The organism is Pseudomonas sp. p50(2008), assembly GCF_015351605.1.
Taxonomy (GTDB): Bacteria; Pseudomonadota; Gammaproteobacteria; order Pseudomonadales; family Pseudomonadaceae; genus Aquipseudomonas.
Window position 1 is genome coordinate 228252 of record NZ_JACMYF010000003.1, and the last position, 16106, is coordinate 244357.

The window sequence follows — 16106 nt, forward strand, 5'->3', positions numbered from 1 at the left end:
TCAGACGCTTAGAACGTCTGGCCGAGGGAGAATTGGAACACTTGAGTTTCAGCGTCATCCGGTTTCTTCACTGGCATTGCCAGGGCGAAGCTCAACGGACCCAGTGCTGTGACCCAGGTCACACCGACACCAACGGAACTGGCCATGTTGCTCAGGCTGATGTCGTTGCACTTGGTACTGGACGGCGAGCCATCAGCATTGGTGGTGTCCTTGCACTGCGAATCGAACACGTTACCCACGTCCCAGAAGACCGAAGTCCGCAGCGAGCGTTGATCCTTGACGAACGGCAGTGGAAACAGCAGTTCCACGCCACCCTGGATCAGGACGTTACCACCGAACGGCAGCGGATCCTGATCCGGATCTTCGGCAGTACCCGGGTTCCGGCCACGACTCGGTGTACTGCGAGGACCCAGAGTGCTGTCCTTGAAACCACGAACCGAGTTGAAACCACCAGCATAGTAGTTTTCATAGAATGGCAAGCCATCGGTCGAACCGTAACCGTCGCCATAACCCAATTCGGTGTGCAGGCGCATGGTGTAGTTTTCGCTCAGCGGCTGGAACAACTGGCCGCGGTAATCGAGCTTGAAGAACGACAGGTCACTGCCAGGCGTAGTGGTTTCCAGGGTCAGGCTCTGGGAACGACCACGGGTAGCCAGCACACCCTTGTTCAGGGTCGACTCGGACCAGCCGGCCGACGCCTTGAAGTTCAGGTACTTGTCGCCTTCCTTGTTCACGAAGTCGAAGATTTCATCAACGGTGTAGACACCGGTCTTGATGGTGTCTTGCTGCGCGGTGAGGCCGAAGGTCAGGCGCGAAGTCTCGCTGATCGGGTAACCCACGCTCACGCCGGCACCGAGGCTGTCTACCGCATAGCTGGCGATGTCAGTTTCGAGCTCGTCATAGTCAGTGGTGCGATAGAAAGCGTTGTAACCCAGACTCACGCCATCAGTGGTCCAGTACGGGTCGACATAACCGAAGTTATAACGGCTCTGGTATTCACTGCGGGTCAAGCCGATGCTGACCTTGTTACCGGTACCCAGGAAGTTGTTCTGGGTGATCGAACCGCCGAGGATCAAACCGGCGCTCTGTGCGAAACCGACACTGGCGGTAATCGAACCGGAAGCCTGTTCTTCAACGCTGTAGTTCACATCAACCTGATCGTCGACACCTGGCACAGCTGGCGTTTCGACGTTGACTTCCTTGAAGAAGCCCAGACGCTCAAGGCGGGTCTTGGATTGGTCGATCAGGTAGGTCGAAGCCCAGCCCCCTTCCATCTGACGCATTTCACGACGCAGCACTTCGTCTTCCGACTTGGTGTTACCGCGGAAGTTGATGCGGTTCACGTAAGCACGCTTGCCCGGATCGACCGCGAAGGTGATGTCGACGGTGTGATCATCGTCGTGAGGCACCGGTACGCCGTTGACGTTGGCGAAGGTATAACCCTCGTTACCCAGGCGACGCGTGATCAACTCGGACGTGGTGGTCATCAGCTTGCGCGAGAACACCTGGCCTTTCTGTACCAGCAGGAGCGACTTGACCTGGTCTTCAGGGACTTTCAGGTCACCGCTCAACTTGACGTCACGAACGGTGTATTTCTCGCCTTCGTTGACGTTAACGGTGATGTAGACGTGCTTCTTGTCCGGGGTAATGGACACCTGGGTCGAAGCGATATCCATGTTGATATAGCCGCGGTCCAGGTAGTAGGAACGCAGACGCTCCAGGTCGCCGGACAGCTTTTCGCGAGCATACTTGTCATCGTTCTTGAAGAACGAGAGCCAGTTGGTCGTCTTGAGTTCGAAGAGGTCGATCAGGTCTTCATCCGGGAAGACGGTGTTACCCACCACGTTGATGTGCTGGATAGCTGCGACAGTACCTTCGTTGATGTTGACCTTCAGCCCGACACGGTTGCGCGGCTGCGGCACCACTTCGGTATCAACGGTCGCCGAGTAACGGCCCTGAGCGACGTATTGACGCTGCAGCTCGTTACGCACGCCTTCGAGGGTGGCACGCTGGAAGATCTCGCCTTCAGCCAGACCGGACTGCTTGAGGCCCTTCATCAGGTCTTCAGTGGAGATCGCCTTGTTGCCTTCGATCTCGATACTGGCGACCGACGGACGCTCGACTACCGTGATGACCAGGACGTTGCCATCGCGGCCCAGCTGGATATCTTGAAAGAAACCGGTTTTGAACAACGCACGAGTGGATTCCACCAGGCGACGATCGTCCGCCTGCTCGCCGACGTTCAACGGCAAGGCACCAAAGACGCTACCCGCGGAGACCCGCTGGAGGCCATTGACGCGAATATCAGAGATAGTGAAGGACTCGGCGTGAACTTCGGCGATCATCAATACGGTGAGAACCGCAGTTAGCAGCAGACGTTTCATGAAGTCCTTTCTTATTCCAACTGGCAATAAACAAACTGCCGCAAAATGCGGCAGATTCGCAATTCAGCGAAGTGTTACAGACGACCCAAATCATTGACCAGAGCGAGCAACATCACCCCGACCACCAAACTGATGCCGATCTGTATCCCCCAACCCTGCACCCGATCCGAAAGGGGGCGACCACGCGCCCACTCGATCAGATAAAACAACAAATGCCCCCCATCCAGTACCGGAATGGGCAACAAATTCAGAACACCCAGGCTAATACTCAGATAAGCAAGGAAATTCAGGAAATCAGCGACGCCCGACTGGGCAGAAGCGCCCGCCACTTTAGCAATGGTTATCGGTCCACTCAAGTTTTTTACCGAGAGCTCACCGAACAACATTTTCTTTAGCGAATCGAGGGTCAGTACGCTCATGGTCCAGGTGCGTCGAGCTCCCTCCCCAATCGCGGCCAGAGGACCGAAACTGACTTCACGGATCATCTCTGGTGGCCAATCGACAGCCTTCACCCCCGCCCCGAGGTAGCCGCTCGGCGCCTTGCTCTCGCCGCGAGCCGCGAGAGTAACAGGGACGTCGATTTGAGCACCGTCGCGCTCGACGCGCAGCAGGATTTTGGCATCAGGACGCAAGCGAACGGTATCAACCACTTGCTGCCAGTCATCGAACGATTTGCCGTCAAGGGCCAGCAATCGATCGCCAGTCTTCAGGCCAGCGGCCTGTGCCGGGCCTTTCGGGTCGATTTCTGCCAATACCGGCGGCAACGCTGGACGCCACGGACGAATACCCAACGAGCGAATCGGATCAGGCTCATCGGCACCCTTCAGCCACTTATCCAGCACGAGCTCACGAGGCGAATCAGCCGTGGAGCCCTGGTCGCGGACCAGTAACTGCAGCGAACCACTTTCCCCCAGTCGGCGCACCAATTGCAGATTGACCGCGGCCCAACCGGAAGTCGGCTCGCCATCAATGGCAACAATTTCCTGACCTGCGGCCAGACCCGCCTTGGCGGCGATGCTCCCCGACTCGACGCCACCGATGACCGGGCGCACCTGGTCGCTGCCCAGCATGGCAAGCACCCAGAAAAAAAACATCGCCAACAAGAAGTTGGCTATCGGGCCCGCAGAGACAATAGCGATGCGCTGGCGTACGGTTTTGCGATTGAAGGATTGATCGAGCTGATCGGCTGGCACTTCGCCTTCGCGCTCATCCAGCATCTTGACGTAGCCACCCAGGGGAATGGCGGCAACCACAAATTCCGTACCCTGCTTATCGTGCCAGCGCAGCAGCGGCATACCGAAGCCTACGGAGAAACGCAGCACTTTTACGCCACAACGACGCGCGACCCAGAAATGGCCGAACTCGTGGAAGGTGACCAGCACACCCAACGCTACCAGGGTGCCGACAATCATATAGAGCGCGCTCATTTACTTTCTCCGCATTCCTGTTCAGTGCTGCATGGACCCGCGTAAAGCAACACTTGCTACCGCCCGTGACGACTCAACCATTGTTCTGACAGCACACGCGCCTTGGCGTCTGCCGTGAACACTGCCTCGAGATCATTCACCGCAACGACAGGTTCCAGATTCAAGACTTCTTCGATGATACTCGCGATTTCCAGGTAACGAACCCGCCCATCGAGAAACGCCGCGACAGCCACTTCATTCGCCGCGTTCAGCATGGCTGGCGCACTATCGCCCGCCTCTGCCGCCTGACGCGCAAGGCGCAGGCACGGGAAACGCTCTTCATCGGGCGCCTGAAAATCCAGGCGTCCAATGGCAAACAGATCCAGCGGCGCCACGCCCGAGTCGATGCGCTCCGGCCAGGCCAGCGCGTTGGCGATCGGCGTGCGCATATCAGGATTGCCCAACTGCGCCAGTACCGACCCATCGATGTAATCGACCAACGAATGAATCACGCTCTGCGAGTGAATCACCACTTCTACCTGGGACGGCTTGGCGTCGAACAACCAGCAGGCTTCGATCAGCTCGAGCCCCTTGTTCATCATGCTGGCCGAATCCACGGAAATCTTGCGACCCATGGACCAGTTAGGATGGGCGCAGGCTTGTTCCGGCGTGACGTGGACCAATTCGGCGAGCGGCGTCTGGCGGAACGGTCCGCCCGACGCTGTCAGCAAAATCCGACGAACACCTACCTGCCCCAGGCCACGAGCGAAATCTCGCGGCATGCACTGGAAGATCGCATTGTGCTCGCTGTCGATCGGCAACAGCACCGACCCGCTCTTGCGCACAGCCTGCATGAACAGAGCACCGGACATCACCAGTGCTTCTTTATTGGCCAGCAGGATTTTCTTGCCGGCTTCGACCGCCGCCAGGGTCGGACGCAACCCCGCGGCACCGACGATTGCAGCCATGACCGCGTCCACTTCTGGATCGGAGGCCACCTGACACAAGCCTTCCTCGCCGACCAGCACGCGTGTCGACAGGCCAGCAGCACGAAGATCATCCTGCAGAGTGCGAGCTGCAGCGACCTCAGGCACCACGGCAAACCGAGGTGAATGCTTGATACACAGCGCCAGCAACTCACTCAAACGAGTGAACCCGCTCAAGGCAAACACCTGGAATCGATCAGGATGACGGGCAATGACGTCGAGCGTGCTCAGACCAATCGAACCCGTCGCGCCCAGGACAGTAATCAGTTGTGGGCGGCTCACGGTGCCGCCATCCACAACAACACCGCAAACAATGGAATAGCCGCGGTCAGACTGTCGATGCGATCCAGTACACCCCCGTGACCGGGCAGCAGGTTACTGCTGTCCTTGATCCCGGACTGGCGCTTGAACATGCTCTCGGTCAGGTCACCCACGACAGAGATAAACACGATCACAGCGGCACCCACCAAGCCTTTGAGCAGCTCCGCCACCGTCCAGTCGCGAACAAGACCGACGATGGCGGTAATCACCAGGCTGAGCGCCAGGCCGCCGTAGACACCTTCCCAACTCTTGCCAGGGCTGACCTGTGGTGCCAGCTTGCGCTTACCAAAGGCACGCCCGGAGAAATAGGCACCGATATCAGCACCCCAGACCAACACCATGACCGCCATGATCAGCCAGTTCCCCAAAGGCTCCTGTTTGATCAGGATCAAGCCTTGCCAAGCCGGCAACAGCACCAGCAAGCCGATCACCAGCTTGCTGGCTGCACTGGCCCAATGGCCGCTGGAACGTGGATACGTCAGCACCAGGTAGGTCGCAACCCCCCACCACAGCACCGAAGCGCCCAACACCCATGGCGCCAGCCCGGGCAATATGTGCATAAAGAACAGCATCACCGCGACGACCGCCGCATAGGCAACGCGAATCGGCTGCTCCTCGAAGCCCGCCAGCCGAGCCCATTCCCACGCGCCCAAAGTCACGACCAGGCCGATAAACAGCGCAAAACCGGAACCTTCAAGGAGGAAGAAGCCGCACAGGGCAATAGGAAGCAGGATCAGTGCTGTGATGATTCGTTGTTTAAGCATTAAGCCCGGGCTCCAGCTTCAACCTGCTCGCTCGTTTTACCGAAGCGGCGCTGGCGCGAAGCGAAATCGGCCAGCGCTTTGCGCATGGCGTCGTGTTTGAAGTCCGGCCAGAACAGGTCGGAGAAGTACAGCTCAGCGTACGCCAGCTGCCACAGCAGGAAGTTACTGATGCGATGTTCGCCACCCGTACGAATGCACAAGTCAGGCATCGGCTGATCGCCTGTAGCCAAACAGGTCTGCAGCAGATCCGGCGTAATGTCTTCCGGACGCAGATGACCTGCCTGAACTTCACGCGCCAGACGCTGCGCCGCTTGGGCGATATCCCACTGGCCACCGTAGTTGGCAGCGATTTGCAGAACGAGCCGGTTGCCGCCCACCGTCATCGCTTCAGCCTCGCGCATGGCGGCCTGAAGCTCTGGATGGAAGCGCGAGCGGTCACCAATGATGCGCAAACTGATGTTGTTGTCGTTGAGGCGCTTGGCCTCGCGACGCAACGCCTTGAAGAATAACTCCATCAAGGCGCTGACCTCATCTGCAGGGCGCTGCCAGTTCTCGCTGGAGAAGGCGAACAGGGTCAGAACCTCGACCTTCGCCTCGGCACACACCTCAATCACCGCACGAACCGCGTCAACACCCGCTTTATGCCCGGCGACACCGGGCAAAAAGCGTTTTTTCGCCCAGCGGTTATTACCATCCATGATAATCGCGACATGGCGCGGCACCGCGAAGGGTGCAGTCTGCTTAGTCTTTTCCATGAAAACGTGACCCTTATACGGCCATCAGGTCCGCTTCTTTCTGCTTGGTCGCCGCGTCGATATCAGCCTCAGCCTTATCGGTGAGCTTCTGGATATCGGCAGCAGCACGACGTTCTTCGTCTTCGCTGATTTCCTTGTCCTTGACCAGTTTCTTGAGATCGCCAAGCGCATCGCGACGAATGTTGCGCACAGCAACACGAGCATCTTCTGCGGCGCTGCGGGCCTGCTTGGTGAAGCCCTTACGGGTTTCTTCAGTCAGGGCAGGCATGGAGATCAACAGCAACTCACCCAGGTTGGTCGGATTGAGGTTCAAACCGGCGCTCTGGATTGCCTTGTCGACCGCCGCGAGCATGTTGCGCTCAAACGCCACGACCTGAAGGGTCCGGGAGTCTTTTACCGTAATGTTGGCTACTTGGGTGATGGAAGTGTCTGCACCGTAGTACGGGACCATCACGCTACCCAGAATGCTTGGGTGAGCCTTGCCGGTACGAATCTGACCAAATGCATGGTTCAGAGAGTCCAGGGATTTCTGCATGCGCTCTTGAGCGTCTTTCTTGATTTCGTTGATCATTGTTGGCCTTCCTCGATCAGGGTCCCTTCAGCTCCGCCATGCACGATGTTCAGCAGGGCGCCGGGCTTGTTCATATTAAATACGCGCAGCGGCATCTTGTGGTCGCGGCACAGGCAAATCGCTGTCAAATCCATCACGCCCAGCTTGCGATCCAGCACTTCATCGTAGGTCAGATGATCGAACTTCTCGGCATGCGGATCTTTGAATGGGTCAGCGGTGTAGACGCCATCGACCTTGGTCGCCTTGAGCACGACATCAGCATCGATTTCGATAGCACGCAAGCACGCTGCCGAATCCGTGGTGAAGAACGGATTACCGGTACCTGCCGCAAAAATGACGACTTCTTTGGCGTTCAGATGGCGCATGGCTTTGCGACGATCGTAGTGATCGGTCACGCCTACCATGGAGATGGCCGACATTACGATGGCCGAGATATTGGCACGTTCCAGCGCGTCGCGCATGGCCAGGGCGTTCATCACAGTGGCCAGCATGCCCATGTGGTCGCCGGTGACCCGATCCATGCCGGCCGCGCTCAGCGCTGCACCGCGGAACAGGTTGCCGCCGCCAATTACCAGACCGACCTGGACGCCGATGCCGACCAGTTGGCCAACTTCCAGCGCCATGCGGTCCAGCACCTTGGGATCAATCCCGAACTCTTCCGAGCCCATCAAGGCCTCGCCGCTAAGCTTGAGTAGAATGCGTTTATAGCGAGCCTGATAACCACTGCCCTGCTGAGCCATTGCGAATCTCTCCTGCGGCGTATTTTAAAAAAATTCTTTGCGAGCTGTTTTCAGCTGGCGTTCACTCTAGCGTGGCGCTGCTTCAGCGCCATCGGAACATGGCTTTGTAAGCCAGTTCCAAAGGGAAACCAATAAAAAATTGGTGCCCCATCTGAAAAGAGGCTGCGCGCGTGAGCGGGCAGCCTCTTCAGGGCGACAGTTAAAAACTGTCTTATTGCTTGGCGGCAGCCAGCTGGGCAGCAACTTCTTCAGCGAAGTTGTCGACCGGCTTCTCGATGCCTTCGCCTACTTTGAAGTAGGTGAAGGAAACGATTTCAGCACCGGCTTTCTTGGCCAGTTCGCCAACCTTGATTTCAGGGTTCTTGACGAACGCCTGCTCAACCAGGCTCGCTTCAGCCAGGAACTTGCTGATACGACCTTTAACCATGTTTTCAACGATGTTTTCCGGCTTGCCGGCGATCTTGTCAGCGTTGAGGGTCAGGAACACGCCCTTCTCACGCTCGACCGCTTCAGCGGAAACTTCCGATGGCAGCAGGAATTCAGGGTTGGTCGCCGCTACGTGCATGGCGATGTCTTTGGCCAGCTCGACGCTGCCGCCTTTAAGGGCAACCACAACACCGATCTTGTTGCCGTGCAGGTAACCACCAACAACGTCACCTTCGACGCGTGCCAGACGACGGATGTTGACGTTTTCGCCAACCTTGCCGACCAGAACCAGACGATCGGCTTCTTGAGCGGCGATCAGCGGAGCGACGTCAGTCAGCTTGTCAGCGAACGCTTTTTCAACGCTGGAAGCAACAAATGCCTTGAAATCGTCCTGCAAAGCCAGGAAGTCGGTCTGCGAGTTCACTTCCAGCAGAACGGCCGATTTGCCGTCTTCTTTAAGTGCGATTGCGCCTTCAGCGGCAACGTTGCCAGCTTTCTTGGCAGCTTTGATGGCGCCCGAAGCACGCATGTCATCAATGGCTTTCTCGATGTCGCCGCCAGCCTTGGTCAAGGCCTTTTTGCAATCCATCATGCCTTCGCCGGTACGCTCGCGCAGTTCTTTGACCAACGCTGCAGTAATCTCTGCCATTTCAAAATTCCTCTTGGATAGGTTTTCAACCATTCCACCCGATCGAACGGGCGTTCAATTCTTCCCGAACCACCGTGTTAGCTGCTGCACGTTACAAATGCTGTAGCTGCGCCGCTGACAGATGGTTTTCGAGGTGGCAAAAAGGGGGCCAAGCCCCCTTTTTGCTTACTGAGTCAACGCCAAGGCGTCAATTACTCAGCTGCAGCTACCGGAGCTTCTTCAACGAACTGCTCGGTGCCGCCAGCAACGTGGTTGCGACCACGGATTACAGCGTCAGCCATCGAACCCATGTACAGCTGGATAGCGCGGATTGCGTCATCGTTGCCTGGGATGATGTAGTCAACGCCTTCCGGGCTGCTGTTGGTATCGACTACGCCGATAACCGGGATGCCCAGCTTGTTGGCTTCGGTGATCGCGATGCGCTCGTGATCAACGTCGATAACGAACAGTGCGTCTGGCAGACCGCCCATGTCCTTGATACCACCCAGGGAACGATCGAGCTTCTCAAGATCGCGAGTGCGCATCAGCGCTTCTTTCTTGGTCAGCTTGGCGAAAGTACCGTCTTCGGCTTGCACTTCAAGGTCACGCAGACGCTTGATGGAAGCACGGATGGTTTTGAAGTTGGTCAGCATGCCGCCCAACCAGCGGTGATCGACGTACGGCGAACCGCAACGTGCTGCTTCTTCAGCAACGATCTTGCCAGCGGAACGCTTGGTGCCGACGAACAGAATCTTGTTTTTGCCCTGGGCCAGACGCTCTACGAAAGTCAGAGCTTCGTTGAACATTGGCAGGGTTTTTTCAAGGTTGATGATGTGGATCTTGTTACGCGCGCCGAAAATGTATTTACCCATTTTCGGGTTCCAGTAACGGGTTTGGTGACCGAAGTGCACACCGGCCTTCAGCATATCGCGCATGTTGACTTGGGACATGATAGTTCCTTAATAAGTCGGGTTTGGCCTCCACGTATCCCAATGACCAACCAGCAGCATCAGCTGAAGGCACCCAGGTCATCGTGTCGACACGTGTGTGGATTTAAGCTCTTCGGGGTATCCCCGGAAAGCGGCGCATTTTATATCATAAGGTTGCAAAAAACGGAACCCGGATTCTCAAATCCTGACGCACGCCTTTATTCGCCCCTTGGAATCGCTCAAGAATGCGCCCATCTATAGACAGATGCGATGCACAGAGGCTCAGATATGCGCTGGTCGTCTGTTAGAATCGCGTTTTTAAGGGCTGCGAAGATTGATCGCGCACCGCCCATTCCGAATTAGTTAAGCGCCGTCGAGCGCAGAGAGAGCCTGTATGACCGTCACCCTCAAGACCCCAGAGGACATCGCAAAGATGCGTGTCGCCGGCAAACTGGCCGCCGACGTGCTCGAAATGATTGCCGAACATGTCAAGCCGGGTGTCACGACCGAAGAGCTGGACCGCATCTGCCACGACTACATCGTCAATGTGCAGCAAGCCATCCCTGCCCCGCTCAACTATAAAGGCTATCCGAAGTCTATCTGCACCTCGATCAATCACGTGGTCTGCCACGGGATCCCGAACGAGAAACCGCTCAAGGATGGCGACACGCTTAACATCGACGTCACCGTGATCAAGGACGGCTACCACGGCGACACCAGCCGCATGTTCCACGTCGGCACGGTCCCCCTCTGGGCCGAGCGCCTGTCGCAGATCACCCAGGAATGCATGTACAAGGCCATTGAAATCGTCAAGCCTGGCTGCCGTCTCGGGGATATCGGCGAAGTGATACAGAAGCATGCCGAGAAGAATGGCTTTTCGGTGGTCCGCGAGTTCTGCGGCCACGGCATCGGCAAGGTGTTCCACGAAGAACCGCAGATTCTGCACTACGGCCGCGCGGGCACCGGCATGGAGCTGAAAGCCGGCATGACCTTCACCATCGAACCGATGATCAACCAGGGCAAGGCCGACACCAAAGTGTTGGGCGACGGCTGGACCGCGATCACCAAGGACCGCAAGCTTTCGGCCCAGTGGGAACACACCCTGGCGGTGACCGAAACCGGTTACGAGATTTTCACCCTGCGCGCCGATGACACCATCCCGCGCGTTTCGGCTTAATAAGGGCCGCATCGCGCTCAGCCTTAGCGCTTAGTCTTACAAACAGGAAAGCCAATCAATGCCGCAGGTGGATCCAGAACTCTTCGACCGCGGCCAGTTCCAGGCTGAACTGGCCCTGAAGGCAAGCCCTATCGCCGCCTTCAAGAAGGCGATCCGCCAAGCCCGCGAGGTACTCGACGGGCGCTTTCGCAGCGGCCGGGACATTCGCCGGCTGATCGAGGATCGCGCCTGGTTCGTCGATAACATCCTGCAAAAGGCCTGGGAACAGTTCAACTGGAGCGAAGACGCCGACATCGCGCTAATTGCGGTCGGCGGCTACGGCCGGGGAGAGCTTCACCCCTATTCCGACATCGACCTGCTGATCCTGCTAGACAGCGCCGACCACGAAGTTTTCCGTGACTCCATCGAGCGATTCCTGACGCTGCTGTGGGACATCGGCCTGGAAGTCGGCCAGAGCGTTCGATCAGTCGACGAGTGCGCCGTCGAGGCCCGCGCCGACCTGACGGTGGTCACCAACCTGATGGAAAGCCGCACGATCTGCGGTCCCGAGCGATTGCGCCAGCGCATGCTGGACGTCACCAGCACCGCGCACATGTGGCCGAGCAAGGACTTTTTCCTGGCCAAACGCGCCGAGCAAAAAGCCCGCCACCACAAGTACAACGATACCGAATACAACCTGGAACCCAACGTCAAAGGCTCCCCCGGCGGCTTGCGCGATATTCAGACGATTCTCTGGGTCGCCCGCCGCGAATACGGCACCTTGAACCTGCGCGCACTGGCAGGCGAGGGTTTTCTGGTTGAAAGCGAAAACGCCTTGCTGGCTTCTTCCCAGGAGTTCTTGTGGAAAGTCCGTTACGCCCTGCACATGCTCGCGGGTCGCTCCGAGGACCGCCTGCTGTTCGATCACCAGCGCTCCATTGCCGGGTTGCTGGGTTTCGAGGGCGATGACGCCAAGCAAGCCATTGAAAACTTCATGCAGCAGTATTATCGGGTGGTGATGAGCATTGCCCAGCTCAGCGACCTGATCATCCAGCACTTCGAGGAAGTCATCCTCGCACCGGAAGACGAAGCGCCACCGCAGCCGATCAACTCGCGGTTCCAACTGCACGACGGCTACATCGAGGCCCGCAACGACAACGTTTTCCGCCGCACCCCCTTCGCGATGCTGGAAATCTTCGTGCTGATGGCCCAGCAGCCGGAAATCAAAGGCGTGCGTGCAGACACCATTCGTCTGCTGCGTGAACACCGCCACCTGATCGATGACGATTTCCGTAACGACATCCGCAACACCAGCCTGTTTATCGAGCTGTTCAAATGCAAGATCGGCATTCATCGCAACCTGCGCCGGATGAACCGTTACGGCATCCTCGGGCGTTATCTACCAGAGTTCGGCTTCATTGTCGGGCAGATGCAGCACGACCTGTTTCACATCTATACGGTCGACGCCCACACCCTGAATCTCATCAAACACCTGCGTAAATTGCAGTACACGCAGGTGTCTGAAAAATTCCCGCTGGCCAGCAAACTCATGGGCAAGCTGCCAAAACCAGAGCTGATCTACCTGGCCGGGCTGTACCACGATATTGGCAAAGGCCGCCATGGCGACCACTCCGAAATCGGCGCGGTGGATGCCGAGGCCTTTTGCCAGCGCCATCAGTTGCCGTTGTGGGACAGCCGGCTCATCGTCTGGCTGGTGCAGAACCATCTGGTGATGTCGACAACCGCCCAGCGCAAGGACTTGTCCGACCCGCAAGTGATCCACGACTTCGCCCAGATCATCGGTGATGAAACCCACCTGGATTACCTGTACGTGTTGACCGTTGCGGACATCAACGCCACTAATCCGACGCTGTGGAACTCCTGGCGCGCGAGCCTGTTGCGCCAGCTCTACACCGAAACCAAGCGCGCCTTGCGCCGTGGCCTGGAAAACCCGGTGGATCGCGAAGAGCAGATCCGCCAGACCCAAAGCGCCGCCCTGGATATTCTGGTCCGCGGCGGCACCGATCCGGACGATGTCGAACAGCTGTGGGCACAATTGGGTGACGACTATTTTCTGCGCCACACTGCCGGCGATGTTGCCTGGCACAGTGACGCGATCCTCCAGCAGCCGGCTGATGGCGGGCCACTCGTACTGATCAAGGAAACCACCCAGCGCGAATTCGAGGGCGGCACGCAGATCTTCATTTATGCACCGGACCAGCACGACTTCTTCGCCGTGACCGTGGCAGCGATGGACCAGCTCAACCTGAACATTCATGACGCCCGAGTCATTACCTCCAGCAGCCAGTTCACCCTCGACACCTACATCGTGCTTGACACTGATGGCGACTCGATCGGCGACAATCCTGCACGGGTCAAACAGATTCGCGAAGGCCTGACCGAAGCCCTGCGCAACCCGGACGACTACCCGACCATCATCCAGCGACGGGTGCCGCGACAACTGAAGCACTTTGCGTTTGCGCCTCAGGTGACGATTCATAACGATGCCCAGCGTCCGGTGACGGTGCTGGAACTCAGCGCGCCGGACCGTCCTGGCCTGTTGGCACGGATCGGTACGATCTTTCTGGAATTCGACCTGTCCCTGCAGAACGCCAAGATCGCCACCCTGGGGGAGCGCGTGGAAGACGTGTTCTTTATCACGGACGCGAACAACCAGCCGTTGTCGGATCCGTTGCTGTGCAGCCGCTTGCAGGATGCAATCGTGGAACAACTGACCGTCAATCAGGAATCCGATATCAAACTGTCGCGCATCAGCATCTGAAAATACCTATTCCCCCTGTGGGAGTGCCCCCCTGTGGCGAGGGGATTTATCCCCGTTCGGCTGCGAAGCAGTCGTAAAGTTTTCAGGGCCGCTTCGCAGCCCAGCGGGGATAAATCCCCTCGCCGCAGGGGTCACTTCCGGATTGAACGAGACCAGCATGAACAACGCACTGAACCAGCTCCAGCCTTACCCTTTCGAAAAGCTCCGCGCCCTGCTCGGCAGCGTTACGCCAAACCCGGACAAGCGCGCCATCGCCCTGTCCATTGGCGAGCCCAAGCACCGTTCTCCGAGCTTCGTCGCCGAGGCTTTGGCAAGCAATCTGGATCAGATGGCCGTATACCCGACAACCCTCGGCATACCGGCTTTGCGTGAAGCCATCACGGCCTGGTGCGAGCGTCGCTTCAGCGTGCCGACTGGCTGGCTCGACCCGGCACGCAACGTGTTGCCGGTCAACGGTACCCGGGAGGCGCTGTTTGCCTTCACGCAAACCGTCGTCAACCGTGGCGAAGACGCCCTGGTCGTCAGTCCGAACCCGTTCTATCAGATCTACGAAGGCGCGGCGTTTCTCGCCGGAGCCAAGCCACACTATTTGCCCTGCCTTGACGAAAACGGTTTCAACCCGGATTTCGAGGCGGTATCCCCGGACATCTGGAAACGCTGCCAGATCCTGTTCCTGTGCTCCCCAGGCAACCCGACAGGAGCGTTGATTCCGGTCGACACCCTGAAAAAACTCATCGCCCTGGCTGACGAATACGATTTCATAATTGCCGCGGACGAGTGCTACAGCGAACTGTACTTCGACGAGCAAACCCCACCGGCTGGCCTGCTCAGTGCGTGTGTGGAGCTGGGGCGCAAGGACTTCAAACGCTGCGTGGTGTTCCACAGCCTGTCCAAGCGCTCCAACCTGCCGGGCCTGCGTTCGGGCTTCGTGGCCGGTGATGCGGACATTCTCAAAGGCTTCCTGTTGTATCGCACCTACCACGGCTGCGCGATGCCGGTTCAGACCCAACTTGCCAGTATTGCCGCGTGGAATGACGAAGCGCATGTACGCGCCAACCGTGACCTCTATCGCGAGAAGTACGACGCTGTGCTGGAAATTCTGAGCCCTGTCATGGACGTGCAGCGCCCCGATGGTGGTTTTTACCTGTGGCCAAATGTTGAAGGTGATGACGAAGCGTTTTGCCGCGACCTGTTCCGCGAAGAGCATGTGACCGTGGTGCCCGGGTCTTATCTGTCCCGCGAGGTAGACGGTTTCAATCCAGGTGCAGGCCGAGTGCGCCTGGCACTTGTAGCGCCGCTGGCAGAATGTGTCGAGGCAGCAATGCGCATTCGTGCATTCATTACCGGCCAACAATAAATAACACGTCCCGTGCTGTGCAATGCAGACACGGGACTTTCTTCAATATCAGCTTACAACACCACCCACCCCTCTACCCGCATCAATACTATCCTGAACTTTGACTTCATAAGATCATGCCTTCTGGAACGAGGCAGACTGTTTTAATTGACAAGGATGTAACTTATGCACAGCGAACAGTTCGTTAAATTAATACAACCGCTTAGTACACTAGCGTCATATGACATGGCGATAAAAGAAACGCCCAACAATGCCGAACCCACGTCACCCGGCAAGCGAAGCAAACGCGCTGTCGGCACCTACAGCAAGTTTTGGGACAATGGCCGAACCCTGACCGTTTCCTTCATGGAAACGCTACCTGACGAACTGGAGTATCGAGTTGAAAGAATCATCAGACAGTGGGACCCACACCATAGCCTCGCGCTCGATTTTGTAAAGAATCGCCCAGCCGACATCCGGCTTTACCTGGGTGGAAAGCACAATGAATCCTACCTGGGTACTGATGCCTTGATAGCACCTCCCGATCAACCCACTCTGCTCGTCGCATCGAAACCGGACCATTGGTCTTTTGAGCGCACATTACTGCATGAGTTTGGTCACGTACTGGGTTTGGAGCACGAACATCTGCACCCCCATGCCAGAATTCCCTGGAACAAGGAAAAGGTCTATGACTTCTACCGCGACACTCAGGGCTGGAGCAAAACAGACGTTGATATCAATCTATTCAACGTCAGCAAAGACCCGCGCACTCACACAGGAACCTACGATAAACAATCGATCATGCACTACAGCATTCCGAACGAACTCACCTACGGAGACTGGCAAGTAGGTAACAATCTGGTAATCAGCGAACAAGACAAGATCAATATAAGAACGATATATCCCCGCCTCTAACCAGCTC

General features: G+C 57.5%; 13 protein-coding genes. 4 read left to right on the forward strand and 9 right to left on the reverse strand.

The annotated features are described in order from the left end of the window. Positions 1–8 precede the first annotated feature (8 nt). From bamA to rpsB, 9 genes are all read right to left on the reverse strand, one after another. Entirely contained in the window at positions 9–2384 is a 2376-nt protein-coding gene (gene bamA, locus H7698_RS09520; RefSeq protein WP_194691225.1) for an outer membrane protein assembly factor BamA, read from the reverse strand. Between the two features lie 74 nt (positions 2385–2458). Beyond that, complete coding sequence (rseP, locus tag H7698_RS09525) at positions 2459–3811, reverse strand: sigma E protease regulator RseP (RefSeq protein ID WP_162440144.1); 1353 nt, start codon at positions 3809–3811, stop codon at positions 2459–2461. 56 nt (positions 3812–3867) lie between these two features. Further along, positions 3868–5058, reverse strand: a complete 1191-nt coding sequence (gene ispC, locus H7698_RS09530) for a 1-deoxy-D-xylulose-5-phosphate reductoisomerase (RefSeq protein ID WP_162440143.1) — start codon at positions 5056–5058, stop codon at positions 3868–3870. Next, positions 5055–5861, reverse strand: coding sequence for a phosphatidate cytidylyltransferase (locus H7698_RS09535; protein ID WP_194691226.1), 807 nt, complete (start codon positions 5859–5861; stop codon positions 5055–5057). The genes ispC and H7698_RS09535 overlap by 4 nt, the downstream gene beginning before the upstream one ends. Further along, positions 5861–6616, reverse strand: a complete 756-nt coding sequence (uppS, locus tag H7698_RS09540; protein WP_194691227.1) for a polyprenyl diphosphate synthase — start codon at positions 6614–6616, stop codon at positions 5861–5863. Before uppS ends, H7698_RS09535 begins: the two co-directional genes overlap by 1 nt. Positions 6617–6629: 13 nt before the next feature. Beyond that, positions 6630–7187 (reverse strand): ribosome recycling factor, encoded by a 558-nt coding sequence (gene frr / locus H7698_RS09545; RefSeq protein ID WP_131059158.1) that lies wholly within the window; start codon positions 7185–7187, stop codon positions 6630–6632. Beyond that, on the reverse strand, positions 7184–7927 hold the full coding sequence (gene pyrH, locus H7698_RS09550) for a UMP kinase (RefSeq protein ID WP_003172271.1): 744 nt from the start codon (positions 7925–7927) through the stop codon (positions 7184–7186). Before pyrH ends, frr begins: the two co-directional genes overlap by 4 nt. Positions 7928–8138: 211 nt before the next feature. After that, on the reverse strand, positions 8139–9002 hold the full coding sequence (tsf, locus tag H7698_RS09555; protein ID WP_162440140.1) for a translation elongation factor Ts: 864 nt from the start codon (positions 9000–9002) through the stop codon (positions 8139–8141). A 191-nt stretch (positions 9003–9193) separates the two neighbouring features. Next, complete coding sequence (gene rpsB, locus H7698_RS09560; protein WP_003219330.1) at positions 9194–9931, reverse strand: 30S ribosomal protein S2; 738 nt, start codon at positions 9929–9931, stop codon at positions 9194–9196. A gap of 373 nt (positions 9932–10304) precedes the next feature. Here rpsB and map point away from each other — a divergent pair, with 373 nt between their 5' ends. The 4 genes from map to H7698_RS09580 all read left to right on the forward strand — a co-directional run bounded on the left by map (position 10305) and on the right by H7698_RS09580 (position 16099). After that, positions 10305–11087 (forward strand): type I methionyl aminopeptidase, encoded by a 783-nt coding sequence (gene map, locus H7698_RS09565; protein WP_162440139.1) that lies wholly within the window; start codon positions 10305–10307, stop codon positions 11085–11087. A 58-nt stretch (positions 11088–11145) separates the two neighbouring features. Next, positions 11146–13848: a [protein-PII] uridylyltransferase gene (locus H7698_RS09570; RefSeq protein WP_162440138.1), complete on the forward strand. Its 2703-nt coding sequence runs from the start codon at positions 11146–11148 to the stop codon at positions 13846–13848. 157 nt (positions 13849–14005) lie between these two features. Beyond that, on the forward strand, positions 14006–15205 hold the full coding sequence (dapC, locus tag H7698_RS09575) for a succinyldiaminopimelate transaminase (protein WP_162440137.1): 1200 nt from the start codon (positions 14006–14008) through the stop codon (positions 15203–15205). 165 nt (positions 15206–15370) lie between these two features. Continuing rightward, positions 15371–16099 carry a peptidase M12 gene (locus H7698_RS09580; protein ID WP_194691228.1) on the forward strand — a complete coding sequence of 243 codons (729 nt, stop codon included), beginning with the start codon at positions 15371–15373 and terminating at the stop codon, positions 16097–16099. Positions 16100–16106 lie beyond the last annotated feature (7 nt).